The organism is Enterococcus sp. AZ177 (assembly GCF_050544585.1).
Classification (GTDB): Bacteria; Bacillota; Bacilli; order Lactobacillales; family Enterococcaceae; genus Enterococcus_L; species Enterococcus_L plantarum.
The window spans coordinates 98,560-119,425 of sequence record NZ_CP172944.1 but is presented as its reverse complement, the minus strand read 5'-3'; the positions used below and the strand labels follow the sequence as shown (position 1 = coordinate 119,425).

21 protein-coding genes and 1 other annotated feature are annotated in these 20,866 nt (G+C 38.3%); of the genes, 5 read left to right on the top strand and 16 right to left on the bottom strand.

Features of this window, described 5'->3' with window-relative positions; genetic code table 11:
* Positions 1–34: 34 nt before the first annotated feature.
* The 16 genes from IGJ34_RS00575 to IGJ34_RS00500 form a co-directional block, all read right to left on the bottom strand.
* The gene (locus IGJ34_RS00575) at positions 35–997 is read right to left on the bottom strand and encodes a metal ABC transporter substrate-binding protein (protein ID WP_206849224.1); all 963 of its coding nucleotides are present in this window, start codon (positions 995–997) and stop codon (positions 35–37) included.
* A gap of 256 nt (positions 998–1,253) precedes the next feature.
* Positions 1,254–2,105, bottom strand: coding sequence for a 4-(cytidine 5'-diphospho)-2-C-methyl-D-erythritol kinase (gene ispE, locus IGJ34_RS00570; protein WP_430597879.1), 852 nt, complete (start codon positions 2,103–2,105; stop codon positions 1,254–1,256).
* 215 nt (positions 2,106–2,320) lie between these two features.
* Positions 2,321–2,566, bottom strand: coding sequence for a Veg family protein (locus IGJ34_RS00565; protein ID WP_069635129.1), 246 nt, complete (start codon positions 2,564–2,566; stop codon positions 2,321–2,323).
* Between the two features lie 133 nt (positions 2,567–2,699).
* Positions 2,700–3,260, bottom strand: a complete 561-nt coding sequence (locus IGJ34_RS00560) for a sigma-70 family RNA polymerase sigma factor (RefSeq protein ID WP_430597878.1) — start codon at positions 3,258–3,260, stop codon at positions 2,700–2,702.
* 87 nt (positions 3,261–3,347) lie between these two features.
* Complete coding sequence (locus IGJ34_RS00555; protein WP_069653256.1) at positions 3,348–3,878, bottom strand: NYN domain-containing protein; 531 nt, start codon at positions 3,876–3,878, stop codon at positions 3,348–3,350.
* A gap of 55 nt (positions 3,879–3,933) precedes the next feature.
* Positions 3,934–4,773, bottom strand: coding sequence for a 23S rRNA (guanosine(2251)-2'-O)-methyltransferase RlmB (rlmB, locus tag IGJ34_RS00550; protein ID WP_430597877.1), 840 nt, complete (start codon positions 4,771–4,773; stop codon positions 3,934–3,936).
* Positions 4,763–5,161, bottom strand: a complete 399-nt coding sequence (locus tag IGJ34_RS00545) for a Mini-ribonuclease 3 (protein WP_206836675.1) — start codon at positions 5,159–5,161, stop codon at positions 4,763–4,765. Before IGJ34_RS00545 ends, rlmB begins: the two co-directional genes overlap by 11 nt.
* Positions 5,158–6,570: a cysteine--tRNA ligase gene (cysS, locus tag IGJ34_RS00540; protein ID WP_206836672.1), complete on the bottom strand. Its 1,413-nt coding sequence runs from the start codon at positions 6,568–6,570 to the stop codon at positions 5,158–5,160. Before cysS ends, IGJ34_RS00545 begins: the two co-directional genes overlap by 4 nt.
* Positions 6,554–7,102, bottom strand: a complete 549-nt coding sequence (epsC, locus tag IGJ34_RS00535) for a serine O-acetyltransferase EpsC (RefSeq protein ID WP_069653252.1) — start codon at positions 7,100–7,102, stop codon at positions 6,554–6,556. Before epsC ends, cysS begins: the two co-directional genes overlap by 17 nt.
* Before the next feature lie 126 nt (positions 7,103–7,228).
* Positions 7,229–7,429: a binding site (T-box leader), on the bottom strand.
* Position 7,430: 1 nt separating this feature from the next.
* Positions 7,431–8,888 (bottom strand): glutamate--tRNA ligase, encoded by a 1,458-nt coding sequence (gene gltX / locus IGJ34_RS00530; protein WP_430597876.1) that lies wholly within the window; start codon positions 8,886–8,888, stop codon positions 7,431–7,433.
* A 15-nt stretch (positions 8,889–8,903) separates the two neighbouring features.
* Positions 8,904–9,377 carry a 2-C-methyl-D-erythritol 2,4-cyclodiphosphate synthase gene (gene ispF, locus IGJ34_RS00525; protein WP_069653250.1) on the bottom strand — a complete coding sequence of 158 codons (474 nt, stop codon included), beginning with the start codon at positions 9,375–9,377 and terminating at the stop codon, positions 8,904–8,906.
* A gap of 8 nt (positions 9,378–9,385) precedes the next feature.
* Positions 9,386–10,138 carry a 2-C-methyl-D-erythritol 4-phosphate cytidylyltransferase gene (gene ispD / locus IGJ34_RS00520; RefSeq protein WP_430597875.1) on the bottom strand — a complete coding sequence of 251 codons (753 nt, stop codon included), beginning with the start codon at positions 10,136–10,138 and terminating at the stop codon, positions 9,386–9,388.
* Positions 10,098–11,240: a PIN/TRAM domain-containing protein gene (locus IGJ34_RS00515; RefSeq protein ID WP_111248986.1), complete on the bottom strand. Its 1,143-nt coding sequence runs from the start codon at positions 11,238–11,240 to the stop codon at positions 10,098–10,100. Before IGJ34_RS00515 ends, ispD begins: the two co-directional genes overlap by 41 nt.
* 90 nt (positions 11,241–11,330) lie before the next feature.
* Entirely contained in the window at positions 11,331–12,701 is a 1,371-nt protein-coding gene (radA, locus tag IGJ34_RS00510; protein ID WP_069653248.1) for a DNA repair protein RadA, read from the bottom strand.
* 104 nt (positions 12,702–12,805) lie between these two features.
* On the bottom strand, positions 12,806–13,285 hold the full coding sequence (locus IGJ34_RS00505) for a dUTP diphosphatase (protein WP_069653247.1): 480 nt from the start codon (positions 13,283–13,285) through the stop codon (positions 12,806–12,808).
* A 109-nt stretch (positions 13,286–13,394) separates the two neighbouring features.
* On the bottom strand, positions 13,395–14,762 hold the full coding sequence (locus IGJ34_RS00500) for a hypothetical protein (RefSeq protein WP_430597874.1): 1,368 nt from the start codon (positions 14,760–14,762) through the stop codon (positions 13,395–13,397).
* 370 nt (positions 14,763–15,132) lie between these two features.
* Between IGJ34_RS00500 and serC the strand changes: the two genes are divergently transcribed.
* The 5 genes from serC (at position 15,133) to IGJ34_RS00475 (ending at position 20,836) form a co-directional block, all read left to right on the top strand.
* Positions 15,133–16,224 carry a 3-phosphoserine/phosphohydroxythreonine transaminase gene (gene serC, locus IGJ34_RS00495; protein ID WP_430597873.1) on the top strand — a complete coding sequence of 364 codons (1,092 nt, stop codon included), beginning with the start codon at positions 15,133–15,135 and terminating at the stop codon, positions 16,222–16,224.
* Complete coding sequence (locus IGJ34_RS00490) at positions 16,225–17,412, top strand: phosphoglycerate dehydrogenase (RefSeq protein WP_111248989.1); 1,188 nt, start codon at positions 16,225–16,227, stop codon at positions 17,410–17,412.
* Positions 17,412–18,656 (top strand): DUF1015 domain-containing protein, encoded by a 1,245-nt coding sequence (locus IGJ34_RS00485; RefSeq protein WP_430597872.1) that lies wholly within the window; start codon positions 17,412–17,414, stop codon positions 18,654–18,656. The genes IGJ34_RS00490 and IGJ34_RS00485 overlap by 1 nt, the downstream gene beginning before the upstream one ends.
* 116 nt (positions 18,657–18,772) lie before the next feature.
* Entirely contained in the window at positions 18,773–19,567 is a 795-nt protein-coding gene (gene proB / locus IGJ34_RS00480; protein ID WP_430597871.1) for a glutamate 5-kinase, read from the top strand.
* A gap of 21 nt (positions 19,568–19,588) precedes the next feature.
* Positions 19,589–20,836, top strand: coding sequence for a glutamate-5-semialdehyde dehydrogenase (locus IGJ34_RS00475; protein WP_206836659.1), 1,248 nt, complete (start codon positions 19,589–19,591; stop codon positions 20,834–20,836).
* The last annotated feature ends 30 nt before the right edge of the window (positions 20,837–20,866 follow it).

Genomic DNA, 20,866 nt, shown 5'->3' with positions numbered 1-20,866 from the left:
TAATAGCTCAACACCATTATTCCGCCTCAATTTCTTACTTAATGCTTTTCTTCAACGCTTCAAGATTGGCTTTCATAACAGAAATATAATCTTCCCCTTTATCTTGTTCTTTTTGGGTAATACTTTCTAACGGATTAAGCACTGCCAATTCTACATTTGTTTCACGTGCTAATGTTTTAGCAACTTTTGATGAAGCAGATGTTTCAAAATAGATCACGGATACGTTGTGCTCTTCGATATATTTTTTCAACTCTGCCAAACGGCTTGGTGAAGGCTCTTGATCTGGTGAAATACCAGCAATCGATTCTTGTGTCAAACCGTATTGTTTCGCTAAGTAGCCAAATGCTGCATGCTGTGTTACGAACGTTTTATTTTTAGCATTCGCAAAGGCTTCTTTATATTCTGTATCTAAGCCTTTCAACTTTTCAATATAAGTTGCTGCATTTTTTTCAAAGGTCTCTTTTTTATCTGGGTATTTTTTCACTAACGCATCACGAATTGCTTCAACTTCTTTTTGTGCTAAAACGGGATCTAGCCAAACATGAGGATCTAATTCGTGATCGTGGTCATGTTCGTCATGGTCAGCTTCTTCGCCATCATGCTCATGAGCTGTACCTTCCATCAAATCGATCGACCCTGCCGCTTCAACAACCGCAACTTTTTTCTCATCGACATTTTCTAAAACGTCTTTGACCCACGTCTCTAATTCGTGACTATTATACACAAAGACATCTGCATCTGTGATCTTCGCTATGTCTTTAGCACTTGGTTCATAATCATGAGGTTCTGTTCCAGATGGAATCAATAATTGAACCTCTCCAGCATCCCCTACCACATTTTTAGCGAAATCATACATGGGGTAAAACGTTGTCACGACTTTTATTGTACCACTTTTCCCAGTTTTATCTTGCTCTTTCGTTTGTCCGCATGCTGTTAATGTAAACATCATGATTACTAGCAACATTCCGATACTATATTTCCAGCTATTTTTTCTCATCTCTTTATCCTCATTTCGATTTACCTTGATTAAATCGTAATATTTACGATTTGTTAGCAAGAACTAATTTACCAGAAGGAAATGAGAACGTCAAGTGAAAACAGATCAAAATAGTTTATTCCTATTACTATAACCAAAAAAAGGAGCTGAGACATGACTCTATGAGTCACACCTCACCCCTGCAATCTGGATATAAGATGATAGCAGAAGCAACTCCTGCTTATTTCTTGGCGTTACACACTTCTGTCACAACCTTTTATTTTAACGTCCGTACAATATAAACTTCTTCACAAAAGCCTTTTAAACCGTTATAAATACGCTGTGCTCTTGTCTTTTTCTCACACAAGGCAAAAACTGTTGGGCCGCTCCCACTCATCAGTGCCGCATCTGCTCCATATTTCATCATACGATCTTTGATTTGCTGGATTACTGGGTGACGATTGATTGTTACACCTTCTAAAGCATTACCACTTTTTTCTGCCATCAACTGATAGTTATTCGTCTCAATGGCTTGTTTCAGACCACGAATATCAGGATGTTCTACGTCATTGAAGGATAAACTCCCAAAAATCGAACCCGTAGAGACACTCATTCTTGGCTTTACTAAAATGACCCAACATTGCGGCATCGTTGGTAAAAACTCAATCTTTTCTCCACGACCAGTAACAAAAGCTGTCCCACCATGAACGCAATACGGAACATCTGAACCAATCTTACTGCCAAGTATAGCAAGTTCTTCTAGCGACAAGCCTAACTCCCACAATTGATTCATTCCTCTTAACGCAGCAGCACAATCACTACTGCCGCCAGCTAACCCAGCGGCCACGGGAATTCTTTTTTCTATATAAATTTTAACTCCTTGCGTAAGATTAAACGTGCTCTTCAGCAATTCTGCTGCTTGATACACGTGATTTCTTCGATCTACTGGCAAAAAGGAGCTATCTGTTTCAATCACTATTTCATTTTTCGGCAATAACTCAAAGGTCAGCCGATCGGCTAAATCTACACTAGCCATGATCATCTCTAACTCGTGATAACCATCATTTCTTTTATAGAGAGCATCCAACCCCAGATTGATTTTTGCGGGCGCTTTTTCTATGATTTCCATTCTTTTTCACCTATCTAATCCCATTACCTGACCAACTTCACAATCTTTTAAATTCTAACATATGTTGTTAGAGAAGTATATATTTGTATAAAAATTGCTCTACTTATCCTTTACGTCTACTCTTTTATACATAATTAGTGAACTATCTCATAGACAAAAAAAGCAGAGCTAAAGCGTTTTCGCTTTGTCTCTGCTTTTAAAAATCAATAATTTTCTTAGACTGCTTCACTGACAAATTCAATCTCTACTGTGCGTGTTAGCACATCCGAATAACTATAAGAAACTCGTTCGAATGAGTTTTCATCTGGGTCTAAATCTACAACGAAGACAGATGGATACGTTTCTGTCAAAATACCTTTACGTTCAGTTTGGCGCTTTCTGCCGGTTTGAGCAACTAATGTGATTTGGCTGCCGATACGACATTCTAGATCTTTTTTAATTGACGCTAAAGTTGTTGGCATTGCATTCACCTCATTCGCCATTGTATCACATATTAATAAAAATAACAAGTTTACCATAGCAGAAAATGAATTGCAACTAATTATAATTTATAAATGAATAATTATTTGATGTGAAAATTTTAAAAGTTCTAATTTAATCATAAATAATCGCTTTCAATTTCTTTTTTGCTCGATCATAGGCACTTCTGACAGTGATTTCACGGCTATCAGTCTCGTTTGCAATCTCTTTTAATTCCTTGCCATTCATATATTCTTCAAAGGTGATTCGTTCAAAAGGTGACAAAACGAGTGGCAGCTGCTCTAGCTTTTCCCGAATAATCATCTGATCTAATGCATTGCTATCTTCCGTTCCTATGTAATCAAAAAAGGATTCTCCCTGATTTTCTATTTTTTGATCTAAAGAAATAGACTTTGCGTCAATCGTTCGTTTGAGTGCACATTGTTTTCTAACTAAGCTGCGGATATGGTTTTCAAAATTTGATTTGAAAAATGTTCCAATTGAAACACTATGCTCATCTTGATATTTTTCCAGTGAGCGATGAAAAATAATCCGACCTTCCTGTAACCAGTCTTCTCGATCAAAATCCTTTAAAAAATATTTTTTTTGAAGTTTATACACAACTGGATGATACTTCCGATACAAACGATCAAATGCTAATGGTTCTCCTTTTAAGATATCTTCATACTTGTTCATCAACAACATTCTCCTTCCAAGCATTCTACCAAAATGCTTGGAAAAAGCGTAACATTTTCTTCTAAGAAAACAGATACAAAAGCACAGTTATTCTTTCTTTTTGGACAATTCGTCCATTTTTTCGGACAACTTTGACAATTGCTCTAGATTCCATGGAGAATTTCGTCGAAAATCTTGGAAATGGATATCCGTCGCATGAATAGCAATTGTACGTTCTGATTTTTGAACATTTTTATACAGTTCATTCGCTGATGCTCGCAATGCTCCTTTTGAAAAAACTAGCCATTGTTCTGCCAAATCGCTTGTTGCGACTGTTACTTGCGTCAACCGATCATTTTTTTCTCCGGCAATCCGTTCAATATAGCTATCAGCAGTCTCTTCTTCTTTGGTAAAAACCACAGTTAGATGATACTTCTTATATGTCTGCTGAATACCTGGTACCAGCTGTGCATCAAAAACCACGATTACTTCTAACCCCTCGTATTTTGCATAGTTGGATAAACGCTGTAGTAAAACTTCTCTGGCATCTTCAAGTTTATTCTGATTTTTCAACTGAACCAACTCTGGCCAAGAACCAATCATATTATAACCATCAACGATCAATAACTGTTTTTTCATTTTGCTTTGTCACCTTCTTTTTAATGATGTGCCTCTATCGCCGCTAAACGAACCTTTACAGACTATTTCGCCCACGATAAACTTCATACATCAACAATCCCGCTGCAACACCGGCATTCAAACTTTGAACATGTCCACTCATTGGAATCGTCAATAATTCATCTACTTCTTTATGCAGACCTTGACTCATGCCACGACCTTCATTTCCAATGATCAACGCAATCGCCCCTTGGGTATTCCATTTGCGGTAATCAGTGCCTTTCATATCCGTCCCAAAAATCCAAAAACTATTTTCTTTTAATGTAGCAATACTTTGCGCTAAATTGGTTACACGAGCGACTGGGATATATTCAACAGCTCCAGTTGAAGCTTTGGTGACAACTGGTGTAATGCCAACTGCACGGTGTTTGGGGATAATGATCCCGTCCACACCCGTTGCATCTGCCGTTCTCAAGATAGAGCCAAAATTATGCGGGTCTTCTAAACTATCTAAGATTAATAAGAATGGCGTCTCCGTCTTTTCTTTCGTCTGATCGAGCAATTCTTCCAATGTTAAGTATTCATACGCTGTAATTGCTAATACGATTCCTTGATGAACACCGTGATTTGTCATTGTATCTAGTTTTTGTTTTGGTACCCATTTAACAGGTACAGCATTTTCTTTGGCTAATAATTTTAGGTGTTCAACTTTCTCGCTCTTACTATCTTCTTGAAGAAATAATTTATTGCCACGACCTTGTTGAATCGCTTCTACCGTCGCATGATTCCCAAAAACGAAGTTATCTTCGACCTCTTCTTGTGAGACTTCACGTTCTTTTCTTACCAATTCTTTTTTAAATGGTTGTTTTTTTTGTGGTTTGTTTCCCTTAAAAGAGCGCTTTTTATCATTTCTCATTTTTTTCACCTACTTTTTTTATACACCAATCAATCAATTCTTCCAAACGTTCCGTTTGTTTCGTCAAGTGCAGATACCCCATCAACGACTCAAATCCAGTGGCAATTCGATACGTTGTGATATCGGCATTTTTTGCAGACGTGTGACTTTTGGCGTTGCGGCCGCGTTTGTACATTAGTTCTTCATTTTCTGAAAGTAATTTTTCTTCCAGCATTTCTTGAATCAGAAAAGCTTGGGCTTTGGCTGAAACATAATGTGTTGCCATACGGTGTAGCATATTTGGTTTGGTTTGTCCTTGTTCCACTAAGTAATCGCGGATATAAATCTCATAGATTGCATCCCCTACATAGGCCAATGCTAAACCGTTTAATTGAGTATAATCTCTCATTCACTTCTTCTCCATCTAGTTCCTTGAGCTGTATCTTCCAAGGTTATTCCTTTGTCTTTTAATAAATCACGAATTTCATCACTGCGGGCAAAATCGCGATTCGCGCGAGCTTGATTACGCTCTTCGATCAATTGGTCAACATCATCGTCTAGTAGTTCTTCTGATAAGAAAAAGATCCCAAAAATACTTAACCATTGTGTAAACTGTTCTAGCGCTTTTTCGATTACCACTGCGGATACAGCCTCTTGCTCACTGTATTGATTTAGCCATTTCGCCATTTCATACACCACAGTGATTCCGTTTGCTACGTTAAAATCATCATCCATTTCAGTTGTGAAACGTATTTCTAAATCTGCTAATTCTTGTAACTTTTGAGTATCTTCGTCATGTTCTGTTATTGCATCAGATTTTCTAAAGGATAGGTTCTCAAACGCATTCTTTAATTTTTGTAAATTAACGCCTGCTTCTTTCATCGTTGTTTCACTATAACGAATTGGGCGGCGATATTGTGTAGTAGCCATAAAGAAACGCAACACTTGAGGATCAACTTCCTTCACTAGTTCATGAACCGTTACAAAGTTCCCTAGCGATTTGCTCATTTTTTCATCCTCTTCACCAATCGTTACAAACCCATTATGCATCCAGTAATTGGCGAATTTTTTCCCTGTTTTTGCTTCACTTTGGGCTATTTCATTTTCATGATGAGGGAACTCTAAATCTTGCCCACCACCATGAATATCAATTGTATCACCTAAGTGTTTTGTTGCCATAACAGAACACTCAATGTGCCAGCCAGGACGGCCAGCTCCCCACGGAGAATCCCAAGAAATTTCACCTTCTTTGGCACCTTTCCATAACGCAAAATCTAACGGATCTTCTTTCAGCTCTTTTTCTACACCTGTCCGTTGACTAGCACCAACTTCTAATTCATCAATTGATTGATGGCTAAGGTTGCCATACCCTTCAAATTTTCTCGTCCGATAATAGACATCGCCTTTTGATTCGTATGCATAGCCTTTATCAATCAATGTTTGGATAAAGGTTAAAATGTCCGGCATATGATCCATTACTCTTGGATGTAGTGTTGCAGGTTTCACATTCAAGATATTCGTATCCTCTTCAAATGCCTGGATAAATCGATCTGCCACTTCTGGGGCTGTGATGCCTAATTCTTTGGCTGCCCGAATAATTTTATCATCGACATCCGTAAAGTTTGAAACATAATTCACTTCGTATCCGCGGTATTCTAAATAACGTCTAATCGTGTCAAAAGCCATCGAACTACGGGCATTGCCGATATGAATATAATTGTAGACAGTTGGTCCACAGACATACATCCGAACTTTCCCTTCCTCTATTGGTTGAAATACTTCTTTTTCTCGCGTTAATGTATTATAAATTTGAATCATATGCTACCTCCAATTTTTCTCCTTTGATTCTGACGATTTTTGCAGGTATTCCTACAGCTGTTGCATCATCAGGAATATCTGTTAACACAACGGCAGATGCGCCGATTTTTGCTCGTTCACCTATTGTGACAGGTCCCAATATTTGAGCGTGTGCGTGGATCATCGCCCCTTTTTTTACAGTCGGATGGCGTTTTCCTGTGTCTTTACCTGTTCCGCCTAAGGTCACCCCATGAAACAACACGACATCTTCTTCTATTTCTGCTGTTTGACCAATCACAACACCCATCCCATGATCAATAAAAACGCCAGGTGCAATCGTCGCACCAGGATGGATTTCGATTCCTGTTATGAATCGCCAAAATTGTGCATGAATTTTTGCTAATAAAAATAACTGGTGTCGATACAGAAAATGGGAAAAACGATGCCAAAATAATGCATGTACACCCGGGTATGTAAGTAATGCTTCCGCTGTTGAACGAGCGGCCGGATCATTCTCTTTGACTGCTCTGACTGCTCTTTTTAACCAACCCATATTCGCTCTCCTTTCATTCAATTTTATACATAAAAACGTGGCAGGATCGTCCAGTTCTTTATTCCGTAAGGCTAACGAGCTAGATAATACAAATAAAGAAACGTCTTTCAAACGACATAACTCCGTTTAAAAGACGCTTCTGCGTGGTTCCACTTTTTTTTACAGGTCTCCCTGCCTCAAAACAGATAACGGTTGTTGGCCGTTTTCAGCTACATATCGCCGAAACTATTCAAAGATGCATTTCAAAAAGTGCTGACAACTGTTTTCACCATCCACAGTCTCTCTATAGACACGCGCTTTTTTACTTCTTCTTCTCTACATATTTCTATTATAAAACGTTATTTAAATGATCTAAGGCTTTTTCTTTTCCTAAAAGTTCAATCGTATCGCCTAATTCTGGACCATGTACTTGTCCTGAAACAGCTACACGGATTGGCATAAATAGATTTTTGCCTTTTACGCCAGTTTCTTTTTGAACTGCTTTGATCCCAGCTTTGATGCTTGGTACATCAACAACATCCATTGCTTCTAATTGTGCTTTGAACGCCGCTAAAACTGCTGGAACAGTTTCACCAGCTAAAACTTCTTTTGCCGCTTCATCTAAAACTGGATGCTCATTGAAGAACAATTCAGATACATTGACGATTTCAGCTGCATAACTCATTTGTGGTTGGTATAAGCTAACTACTTTTTTCAGCCATTCCAATTTTTCTCCGCTTGGTTGTGCTTCGATTTTGCCTTCTGCTACTAAATAAGGAAGACACATATCTGTTAAAACATCTAAATCTAATTGCTTCATATATTGGTTATTGACCCACTCAAGTTTCTTTCCATCAAAGGCAGCTGGTGACTTGCTTAAGCGTTCTGGATCAAAGATTTTGATCAATTCTTTTGGTGAGAAGATTTCTTCTTCTCCAACTGGGGACCAACCTAATAACGCTGTGAAATTAAACATTGCTTCTGGTAAATAGCCAAGTTCACGGTATTGTTCAATAAATTGTAAAATCGATTCATCCCGTTTGCTTAATTTTTTACCCGTTTCAGAATTGATGATCAACGTCATATGACCAAATTCGGGTGCTTTCCAGCCAAATGCTTCATAAATCATCAATTGTTTTGGTGTATTCGCAATATGATCGTCCCCACGTAAGACATGCGTGATTTTCATCATGTGATCGTCTACCGCTACCGCAAAATTATAGGTCGGCATGCCATCACGTTTTTGGATGACAAAATCGCCACCGATATTATCTGATTCAAAAACGATTTCACCTTTAACCATATCTTCAAATGTATAAGACGTATTTCTTGGTACACGGAAACGAATCACTGACTCAAGACCTTGTGCTTCTTTTTCCGCTTGCTCAGTAGGAGTCAAACCCGCACACTTACCAGCGTAATGTGGCATTTCACCACGGGCACGTTGTGCTTCTCTTTCAGCTTCTAATTCTTCTTCAGTACAGTAACATTTATACGCACGATTGCTTACTAATAATTGATCGATCAAAGGTTGATAAATTTCGCTACGTTCTGATTGACGATAAGGACCATATTCACCTGGTTTTTCAGGAGATTCATCCCAATCCATTCCTAGCCATGATAGATTTTCTAATTGGCTTTTTTCCCCATCTTCGATATTTCTTTTTTGATCGGTATCTTCGATGCGGATGATAAATTCGCCATCGTTGTGGCGGGCAAATAAATAGTTAAATAAAGCTGTTCTCGCATTTCCTATATGCAAGTGTCCAGTTGGACTTGGTGCATAACGTACACGTACTTTTGTCATTGTGCATTCCTCTTTCTATTTTTCAAGTAAAGCGACCGCAATCGCTCCCAGACCTTCTTCTTGACCAATAAAACCCATTTTTTCCATCGTTGTTGCTTTTAAATTGAGTTGATTCGTTTCAATTTGACAGGCCTTAGCGATGTTTTCTTTCATTTGTTCTAAATAAGGTTTCATTTTTGGTTGTTCTGCTAAAATTGTACAATCAATGTTGCCAATAGTAAAGCCACCAGCCAAAATTTTTTGATTTACTTCATGTAATAATTTCAGTGAGTCCGCCTCTTTAAATGCCGGATCTGTATCAGGAAATAAATGTCCAATATCACCCAGACCTGCAGCGCCAAGCAAAGCGTCTGTAATTGCATGTAGCAACACATCTGCATCTGAGTGCCCTAATAAGCCTTTTTCAAAAGGTAGTTCTACACCACCAATGATCAACTTACGTCCTTCTACCAGTTGATGAACATCAAATCCTTGTCCAATTCGTATCATTTTTTCACCTAGCTTCTTTTTCGTTTGACGATTGCTTCGCCGATCAGCATATCTTCTGGTGTAGTCAATTTGATATTTTCGTAACTTCCCAATACCATCGAAACAGGTAATTTACTGTATTTTTCAATAAGAGATGCCTCGTCTGTTCCTAAATAACCTTCTTGCTGTGCACAAACATGCACGGCAAGTAAATCCTCTCCATAAAAGGCTTGAGGGGTTTGTATTTGCCATAATGTTTCACGTGGAACCGTCTCTTGTACGATTCCATCCGTCACTCGCTTGATTGTATCTTTGACAGGAACACCTAAAATAGCGGCTCTCGTTTCTTGTACTTTCTGATGCAATAATTTCAATTGTGTCAGATTGACGAAGGGTCTTGCGCCGTCATGAACCATCACAATATTTTTCAAAGAAAATACTGCATTCAAGCCATTATACACGCTATGTTGCCGCTCACGACCACCCGAGACGATTGTTATCGGGCATCTTATTTTCTTTGCTTCTTTCTTGATCATTGCACTTAATAAAACTTGTTCGTCTTCTTGTGCGACTAAAATAATATGTTTGCATGCAGGATCATTTAAGAAAGTATTTAGCGAATAAGAAATAACTGGTTTACCGATCAGATGCAATAAAATTTTATTTCGGCTAGCACCCATTCGCTTCCCTTGACCCGCTGCCAACAAAATGACTTCATAATCCAGAGCTTCATTTCTATTTTTAGTTTTTCTCATTAGTTTTGCTGTCTTCTTTGCTATCATTGATACCTCGTCCAGAGTGAGCAGGCTTTGCAAAAATCATCCGGCCAGCTGCAGTCTGTAAAGCACTGGTAACAACTACTTGAATGTGTTCATTCATATAATGCTGACCATCTTCAACGACAACCATCGTACCATCATCCAAATACGCCACACCTTGTTGACGTTCTGTTCCAGCTTTTACAACCATTACATTCATTGTTTCGCCAGGAATCACAACTGGTTTTACCGCATTTGCTAAAGCATTGATGTTTAAAACAGGAACATTTTGAAATTCAGAAACTTTATTTAAGTTATAATCATTTGTTACGACCACGCCATCCAATAATTTTGCTAGTTTAATCAGTTTGCTATCGACTTCTGAAATATCTTCAAAATCACCTTCATACATTTCAACCGAAATACCATCTTCTTTTTGCAACGCATTTAAAATATCCAAGCCACGACGTCCACGAACACGTTTTAGACTATCACCAGAGTCCGCAATATATTGCAGTTCATACAGCACAAAATTAGGAATCAAAATAACTCCTTCTAAAAAGCCAGTTTTCGCAATATCGTAAATTCTACCGTCAATGATTACGCTTGTATCTAAAATTTTGTATTTATGGAAACGATCTTCTACCCTACGATCCAAGACTTCTCCTTGGCCTTCCGTTTGAAGTTTTTTCTGTTTCGGAGTAAAAATTTTACGCCATTCATCAATTCGAGTAGTCCCCATACGAAACCCAAGATAGCCAAAAATAATCATGACTAAAATCGGCAAGACGCTATTCACAAACGGGATATTCAAGTTATACATTGGAATTGAAATAATCACACCAATGATCAACCCAAGAATTGCGCCGACACTTCCGAATAATAGATACGTTAAACTCATTTCATTTAATGATGCTTCTACTTTTTTTACAACTGAAACAATATACTTTGCTAACCCTAACGATAATATAAAGAAAATAAGTGCACCAATCAAACTGTTAGTAAAGTTATTGTTCAACCATGTATTATCTGCCTGTTTCGCCATGTCCCAAGCTATTGGTAATAGTGAAATACCTAAGCTTGCGCCAGCGACGACCATCAGCAATGTGATGACACGTTTTTGCATAGATTCATCCTCCAATATAGTTATACTTATTTAAAGATTGAAAGAAAGAGGTCGTGACGATCCTCTTGTATCGATCTCTTTACTCTCAGTCTATTTGAATACTTTTCTTAGTGTTTCACCGATTGTCGCTACGCCGACAATCTCGATTCCTTCTGGTGGGGTCCAACCGCCTAAGTTATTTTTTGGTAAATAAATCTTCGTGAATCCTAGTTTTTGTGCTTCGCGTACTCGTTGTTCGATACTGTTCACTCGACGAATCTCACCAGTCAACCCAATTTCACCTATAAAACATTCGGTTGGTCTTGTGCCATTTTCTTTATAACTGGACGCAATACTCACCGCGACCGCTAAATCGATTGCAGGTTCGTTGATTTTTACGCCGCCAGCAGCTTTTAAATATGCATCTTGATTTTGTAATAACAATCCAGCGCGTTTCTCTAAAACTGCCATGATCAAGGAAACTCGGTTAAAATCCAATCCAGTTGTTGTCCGTTTTGCATTTCCAAACATCGTTGGAGTGACTAAAGCCTGAACCTCAACTAAAATGGGGCGTGTTCCTTCCATAGCAACCACTATCGCAGATCCCGTAGCATCCGCCAAGCGTTCTTCTAAAAATACTTGCGATGGATTCGCGACTTCTTCTAATCCATGCTCCCGCATTTCAAAAATGCCGATCTCATTAGTGGAACCAAAACGATTTTTGACTGCTCTCAATATTCTGAAAGTATGATGCTTATCTCCCTCAAAATATAAGACAGTATCTACCATATGTTCTAGCATACGCGGTCCTGCAATTGACCCTTCTTTCGTCACATGACCAACAATAAAAACAGCAATACCATTGGTTTTAGCGATTTTCAATAATTCAGCTGTTGTTTCTCGCACTTGACTGACACTTCCAGCCACACTCGTCACATCAGGTTGTGTCATCGTTTGAATGGAATCGATGATTACGTAATCAGGTTCTAATTTTTCAATTGCTCGAGAAATTTCATTCATATCTGTTTCAGCGTACAAATAAAATTCAGTATCGATCGAACTTAACCGCTCGGCACGCATTTTGATTTGCTCCGCACTCTCTTCTCCAGAAACGTAAAGCACTTTGCCACCGATTTCAGCAAGTTGTTGTGATACTTGTAACAGCAATGTTGATTTACCGATTCCAGGATCGCCGCCAATCAAAACAAGTGATCCAGGCACTACGCCGCCACCTAACACACGGTTCAACTCTACCAGTTTTGTTTTGACTCTCGGTTCTTTTTTTGGAACCACTTCAGCTAAGCGCTGAGGCTGTGTCTTTTTCCCAGTTAAACTGACTCTAGCACGACGATCGGTCGTATCTTGAATGATTTCTTCTGTCATTGTGTTCCACTGACCACAATTGGGACAGCGACCTAAATATTTAGGGGAAATATACCCGCACGTTTGACACTCAAATTGAACTTTTGCTTTTTTTGCCATATGCTATCCCCTCATTTTTAATGTATTCTTTATTTTACCATAGTATAGGCTTCTTAGACTAAGACTTCCCACTGTAAAATACGCAGTTTCCAAGCGATTTGATCTTAATTTTTGCCTGAAGAACCAAAACCACCTGTACGCTCGTTTTCGACATCATCAACATCTGCTAAAAGAAACGGTTTAAAAATCCCTTGGCCGATTCGTTCACCTTTTTCAATAACCATTTCTTCATAGCCGAAATTCAGAAATTGAAACATAATATGTCCTTCGTTGCCTTCGTTATTATAATAATCACGATCGATCACGCCTACGCCATTCGCTAACATTAAAAAACGTTTTAATGGGTTGGATGAGCGACTTACTAATTCTAAGTATTCATTTTCAGCCATGTATGCTTTGATCCCTGTTTTTACTAAGACGGGTTTTGGTGTTATGCCTTGTGCTTGTAATTGCCAAATGCTTGGGACAACTACTGTTTCTGCTGCTTCAAAGTCGTAACCTGCAGCGCCTTTTGTCGCACGCTCTGGGATAGCAATCCCTTGGTCTGCATAATCTGTAATAATTTCAAATCCTCGTTGTTTCATCAAAAATCTCCTCTACTTGTAAACTATTTCTATTTTAACATATTACACTGATTCCTAGCTGGCTTTTACAATATCTTTACTAATCTCTTGTATTTTTAATGTTTACACATCATTTAGACTCATTTCGTTCATGTTTTACTACCTCATAAAGAATAAATGAAAAAAATGACATCAGACCAATAATACTGATTATATGAATATGCTCCACCACTTGAAGTGCAATTGGATTATGAGTCCGATGCGCTGTGATTTGCAGAACTGTTTTTACTGGTAACTGTGCTTGTTTCGCTAGTAACCATAAGACACTCATCAATAATAATTGATGTGTCACACTGCCTTTCGTTTGAGTGCTGTACTTCGTAATGATTCGTTGATCTTGAGGTAAAATGGCTTCCTGATAGTATTGTTGATTCAAAAAACTACCTGTCGCACTGATGAAACAGCTGAGCAAAAAAATGCCAACTGGAAAAATCGGACGGAACAATAACAAAAATAGTGACAGGATAAAACCGCCCAGATGAATGATTTTAGGATCGACATTAGGGAACAGATGATATAAAAATTTAATAACAAAAGCAGCTCCGACGATACCCAAAACATAAGGAATATATAAATTAGCAGTCAGACGATCGATCCCTAAACGTAAAGAAACATAAAAGGTTCCAAAAAGCAGTAGAAAGTTCATACACATCCCATTAGCAAATGTCATTAAGTTCAACCACAAAGGGAGTTTCCATGTTTTTCTTTGACTGTTTAAATACCAGCCGGCTATTACAAATAAAATAGAAAAACCAATCAACCCTACATCCAAAAGTTTTGGATCAAATAACAATCGAGCAGAACGGATAAATAACAATAATACAAAGAAAAACAAAAATAAAAAGAACTCTTTGACCGATATCACTTGTTTATTGACCTCATTGAAATCAATCTCATAGTCAGGATAATGGGTAACTGTATGATACGCTGCAATATAAAGCAAAGCATACTCCCCTAAAACTAAAGGAATCCTCAATTCTTTCGGCAACGTCAATGATGCAATCACACCACCGAATAGCAGCAAGATAAAAAGATATTTTCTACCAGTCAACGCTGAATACCCTTGTTGCTTCTCGTGATAATTAACGGTGGTATTAGCAGCTGGCAACCATGATGCACTAAGTCCCAGTAAAACAGCTGAAAAAAGATAGGCAGGAAAATAAAACTGACCTAACACGCCAATTAAACACCCTGCACCTCCCAGCAGAATCGAAATAATCAATATATTAAAGCTTGTCAATGATAGCTTGAAGCTCTTTAACAAAAATATTCCCGTCATCCGAAACGTATAGAACAAGACAAAAGGCAACACTCTTTCCAAAGTTGTGCCATCACTTAAACTCAAAAATAAAAAATAAGGAATAAAAATAATTGTATTAGATAATATAAAAGGCGCAACTTGTAAACAATTGCGGGCTAATTCTTTCAATTTAGACATTGTTTCTTCTCCTTTTAAAGCATATTGTTATGTAGGTAGTCTACCACGTTCATGAAAAAAGTGGTATCGATCTCCAAATTAAACCAAAGAAGAGTTAGGATCGATCAAAGACACTCGACAATACTGTACCAGTTAGTAATCCTTCTTTCTACGCTTTCGCTTCGTACGACTCTCCACTCTCCATAAGAGTTAAACCTGTTTATCGATTTATAAACAAGTTTGCTTTACGTCTATAAAAAATGAAAAACTCTGTGAAAAATACGAAACTAGTTTTTTAATCTTTTTTTAATGTAAGGTTTCTGTTATAATGGTTTTCACATTTACTATTTGACTAGTCGATGAATGAGCATATCAAAGGAGAGATAGATGTATGAAAACTGTTTACAATTTTTCAGCTGGACCCGCCGTTTTACCTAAAAGTGTTTTGGAAAAAGCACAATCCGAATTGGTGAATTACGAGAACAGCGGCATGTCCGTGATGGAGTTAAGTCATCGTTCCTCCCTTTTTGAATCGATCATCGAACGTGCAGAAACATTACTTAGAGAATTAATGACGATTCCCGATAATTATAAAGTGCTCTTCTTACAAGGGGGCGCAAGTATGCAATTTACGATGGTTCCGTTGAATTTAGCACAAAATAAAAAAGCGATTTACGTCAATACTGGCTCATGGGCGAAAAAAGCCATTAGTGAAGCGAAAAAAATTGATAATGTAGATGTTCAAGTCATTGCTTCAAGCGAAGATAAAAATTTCTCGTATATTCCTGACATTCATAAAGAAGACATTCCACAAGATGCAGCTTATGTTCATATCACGACCAATAATACCATTGAAGGCACAACGATTTATGATTTACCAGATACAGGTGAAGTTCCAATTGTGGCTGACATGTCTTCAAATATTTTGTCGATCGATTATAATGTTGCTGACTTTGGATTGATTTATGCAGGTGCCCAAAAAAATATCGGTCCTGCTGGTTTGACCGTTGTGATCGTTCGTGATGATTTGATCGGTCAGGCAGATGTTCTTAGTGCTATGTTAGATTATGATATCCATGCGAAAAATGGCTCAATGTACAATACACCGCCAACTTATGGTATCTATATGGCAAAACTTGTCTTTGAATGGATCAAAGAACAAGGCGGTGTCAGTCAAATGGAAAAACAAAATAAAGAAAAAGCCGCTATTTTATATGATGAGCTGGATTCATCTGCTCTATTTTCTTCACCAGTAAATCCTAAAGACCGTTCGATCAATAATATTCCTTTTATTACTGGAAATGATGAACTAGATAAAAAATTCAATCAAGAAGCACTAGCAGCAGGTTTTGAGAACTTAAAAGGACACCGTTCTGTAGGTGGTATGCGTGCAAGTTTGTACAATGCCTTTCCCAAAGATGGGGTTATGGCTTTAGTCGAGTTGATGAAACAATTTGAAGCAGAAAATGGAGGAACAAAATAGATGTATGATATTAAAACATTCAATGCAATTGCACCCGTTGGTTTAGCACGTTTTAACGAAGAAAATTTTACGATCAATAAAACTGAATTGCCTGCCGGTATTATCTTACGTAGCGAAAAACTCCATGATTATGACTTCCCAGCTTCTGTTCTAGCCGTTGCTCGTGCTGGCGCTGGAACCAATAACGTCCCAGTCAAACAATGTACCGAAGATGGTATCGTTGTATTTAACACGCCTGGAGCCAATGCTAACGCTGTAAAAGAGTTAGTGATTGCTTGCTTGCTTCTCTCTGTGCGCCCGATTCTAAAAGGCTCTAATTGGGTTCAAACCTTGACCGGAACAGACACTGAAGAACAAGCTGAAGCACAGAAAAAACAGTTTGCCGGTACTGAACTAGAAGGCAAAAAACTTGGTGTGATCGGTCTTGGTGCAATCGGTGCAATGGTTGCCAACGATGCTTACCGTTTAGGCATGGAAGTCACCGGCTTCGATCCATTTGTTTCTGTTGACACCGCTTGGAGTATCTCACGTCGGGTCAAACGGGCGCAAAGTATGGAAGAAGTCCTAAAGACCTGTGATTTTATTACCGTACACGTTCCTTTATCTGAAAATACGCATCATCTGATTGGCAAAGAGCAACTAGCTCAAATGAAAAAGAATGCGGTCTTGCTTAACTTTGCCCGTGGTGAGCTAGTCGATACAAAAGCTGTGATTGACGCTTTAGCTCAAGGTGAAATCAGCAATTTCGTTACAGACTTTGCCGATGAACGTCTCTTACACAACGAAAAAATCTTAGTTCTTCCCCATCTAGGAGCTTCTACAGAAGAAGCTGAAATCAATTGTGCGAAAATGGCCGCACGTACCTTAAAAAAATTCCTGGAAACTGGCAATATCAAACGTTCTGTCAATTTCCCTACGGTAGAAATGGCCTTTAATTCACCTTTCCGTTTTACAATTGTACACAGAAATGTTCCAAATATGTTAGGTCAAATCTCAACTGGCATTGCAAATTTAGAGATCAATATCGATACCATGATCAACCGTAGTCGTGACGATTATGCCTACACAATTGTTGATATTGCAGAAACTAACGAAGAAAAAATCAATGCTGCTGCCGAGAAAATTCAAGCAGCCGAAAACATCATCCGAGTACGGACAATCAAAAATAATGAGGCGGTGAGTTATTAATGGTTAAAATCCACCCTTTCAAAAGTATCCGTCCAGCAACTGAGTTTAGCGAAAAAATCGCGACCTTACCTTATGATGTTTTAAATTCTGCTGAAGCAAGAGAATTAGGCGCAAATAATCCATACTCCTACTTGCATATCGACAAAGCAGAAATCGATTTACCTGAAACACTTTCGTCTTATGATGATCAAGTCTACGAAAAAGCCGCACGTAATTTACAAGCATTTTTACAAAAAAAATGGCTGATCCAAGATGACCAACCGCTTTTGTACCTTTATGAATTAACAATGAACGGTCGCGCTCAAACAGGACTTGTGACTTGTACCTCGATCTCTGACTATACAGAAGATAAAATCAAAAAACATGAATTTACTCGTCCAGAAAAAGAAGTTGACCGTATTCGCCATATTGAAGCCTGTGATGCCAATACTAGCCCGATTTTTCTAACCTATCGCCAACACAAACAGATTCAAACGGTGACAGACGATTGGAAAACAACTCATGCTCCCGTTTACGATTTTGCAAGTTTCCATGACGTTACACATCGTGTTTGGCTTATAGACCAACCGGAAGTAATCGAACAACTAGTGACACGTTTCGCTCAAGACGTACCTGCTTTATATATTGCAGATGGACATCACCGGACAGAATCTGCAGTAAAAGTTGGACAAAAGAAAAAAGAAGCATATCCTGAAGCAACTGAGACAGCTGAATTCAACTACTTCTTATCTGTCATTTTTCCTAAAGAAGAGTTGGAAATTTTAGATTATAACCGTGTCTTGAAGGTCCCAATCGAAACAAATTTCTTTGAACAGTTGGAAAAGAATTTCGTAGTCTCAAAAACAGAGAGTGGAAAGCCTACTCAAGCAAAAACGTTTGGCATGTATTTAGATGGACAATGGTTTGCTTTGACTGCTAAAGAAGAGATTTTATCTGATGACCCGGTTGCTGGTCTGGACGTTTCTTTACTTCAACATCATGTATTCGCAGATATTTTTGATATTCAAGATGTCCGTACAGATAAGCGTATTGATTTTGTGGGTGGTATTCGCGGAATGCAGGAATTAGAACAATTAGTCGATAGTGGGCAATGGTCGGTCGCTTTCGCTGTTTACCCAACAACGATGGATGATTTACTAAATGTTGCGGATGCTGGAAAAATTATGCCGCCAAAATCAACTTGGTTTGAACCTAAATTATTAAGTGGATTATTTGTTCATGATTTAGAGACAAACGACGTATAAAGCTGTAAAATAGAAGAATAAAATCGAAGCTTGGACAAAAGCAACATTTTTGTCCAAGCTTTCTTGCAAATAATCGAAAACGGCTATCTAGAATCAGCTAATAAGTGAGGTCAACCATGCGAAAACAATTAAAAGAAGCAAAACGAATCGTCATTAAAGTAGGGACAAGTACATTGATTTATCCCAATGGAAATATCAATTTAAGCGCCATTGATCAATTGGCGTTCACCTTATCCGATTTACGTAACCAAGACAAAGAAATCATTTTAGTGTCATCAGGTGCGATCGGTGTCGGTCTAAATAAACTGAACATGGACAAACGTCCCCCAACCATTCCAGAACAACAAGCAGTGGCTGCCGTTGGGCAAGCAGAGTTGATGAATATTTACAATCAGCGCTTTTTGACTTACAGCCAGCAAATTGCTCAGCTACTATTGACTAGAGATGTAATTGAATATCCGGAAAGCCGCAAAAACGTAACCAATACCATCGAGCAACTCCTACAGATGGGGATTATTCCTGTCATCAATGAAAATGATACTGTCGCCATCGATGAATTGGATCATCTAACAAAATTCGGTGACAATGACCAATTATCTGCAATCGTAGTACAGCTGATTCAGGCAGATGCACTGATCATGTTATCTGATATCGATGGCTTCTTTTCCGATAATCCGAATACAAATAAAGATGCCACTCTTTTTTCTGAAATCAATGAAATAAATGACGAGCTACTACAATTAGCAGGTGGGAAAGGGAGTCGCTTTGGAACTGGTGGTATGTATAGCAAATTAAAGGCTGCAGAGCGTGTATTAGCGCATAATGGTGCTATGATTTTAGCAAACGGACAACAACCAAAAATCATTTTTGATATTTTGGCTGGCGAAAATATCGGGACACTATTTATTTAACAAAAAAAGGAGGAGCGCTTCATGACTGATTTAACACAACTAGGCAAACAAGCCAAAGAAACAGCGTATCAACTAGGCTTGATGGATACAAAAATGAAAAATGATTTATTGTTACATATGGCCGATGAGATAGAAAATAATACCGCTAAAATCTTGACTGAAAATCAAAAAGATTTAGCCACAGCTACAGAAAACGGCATTACTGATACGATGCTGGATCGCTTACGTTTGACAGACGAACGAATCCAAGAAATGGCCGACGGGATTCGCCAAGTAGCAACCTTGCCTGATCCAATTGGAGAGGTCGATAAAATGTGGAAAAATGAAGATGGCTTGATGATCGGTAAACAACGTGTACCATTAGGTGTGATTGGTATCATCTACGAATCACGTCCAAATGTGACGACAGATGCTGCAAGCTTATGTTTTAAAACGGGCAATGCCGTGATTTTACGCGGTGGTAAAGAAGCGTTTCATTCAAATCAAATCTTAGTGACCGTTTTACAACAAGCCTTAACACAAAAAGAAGTCTCTCCTTTTGCGATTCAATTTGTTGACGATACTTCTAGAGAAACAGCACAACAATTGATGAAATTAAATGACTATCTAGATGTTTTGATTCCGCGAGGCGGCGCTAATCTGATCAAAACAGTTTTAACCACTGCGACTGTTCCAGTAATCGAAACCGGCACTGGTAATTGTCATGTTTATATCGACAAGGACGCCCAATTGAAGATGGCAACTAATATCATCGTCAACGCAAAATGCCAACGCCCTTCTGTTTGTAATTCTGCTGAAACGTTGCTGATCCATCAAGAGGTCGCAGCGGATTTCCTCCCTGTTATCGAAAAAGCCTTAAATGAATATAACGTGGAATTACGAGCTGATGAACGAGCGCTAGCTATTTTTGAACAATCGATCCCAGCCACTGAAGAAGATTGGGAAACTGAGTTCAATGACTATATTTTAGCCGTTAAAGTTGTCGATTCTTTAGAAGAAGCAATCCATCATATCAATCGTTATAATACTAAACATTCTGAAAGCATCATTAGTGACAATTATTTTGCTACGCAACAATTTTTGCAGCAAGTAGACGCAGCAGCGGTTTATGCTAATGCTTCTACACGCTTTACAGATGGATTTGTTTTTGGTTTTGGAGCCGAAATTGGGATCAGCACACAGAAATTACATGCACGTGGTCCGATGGGCTTAGCAGAATTGACTTCTACGAAATATATTGTCTATGGTGATGGACAGTATAGAGGGTAGATACTATGATTAAAAATGTTGGATTAAATG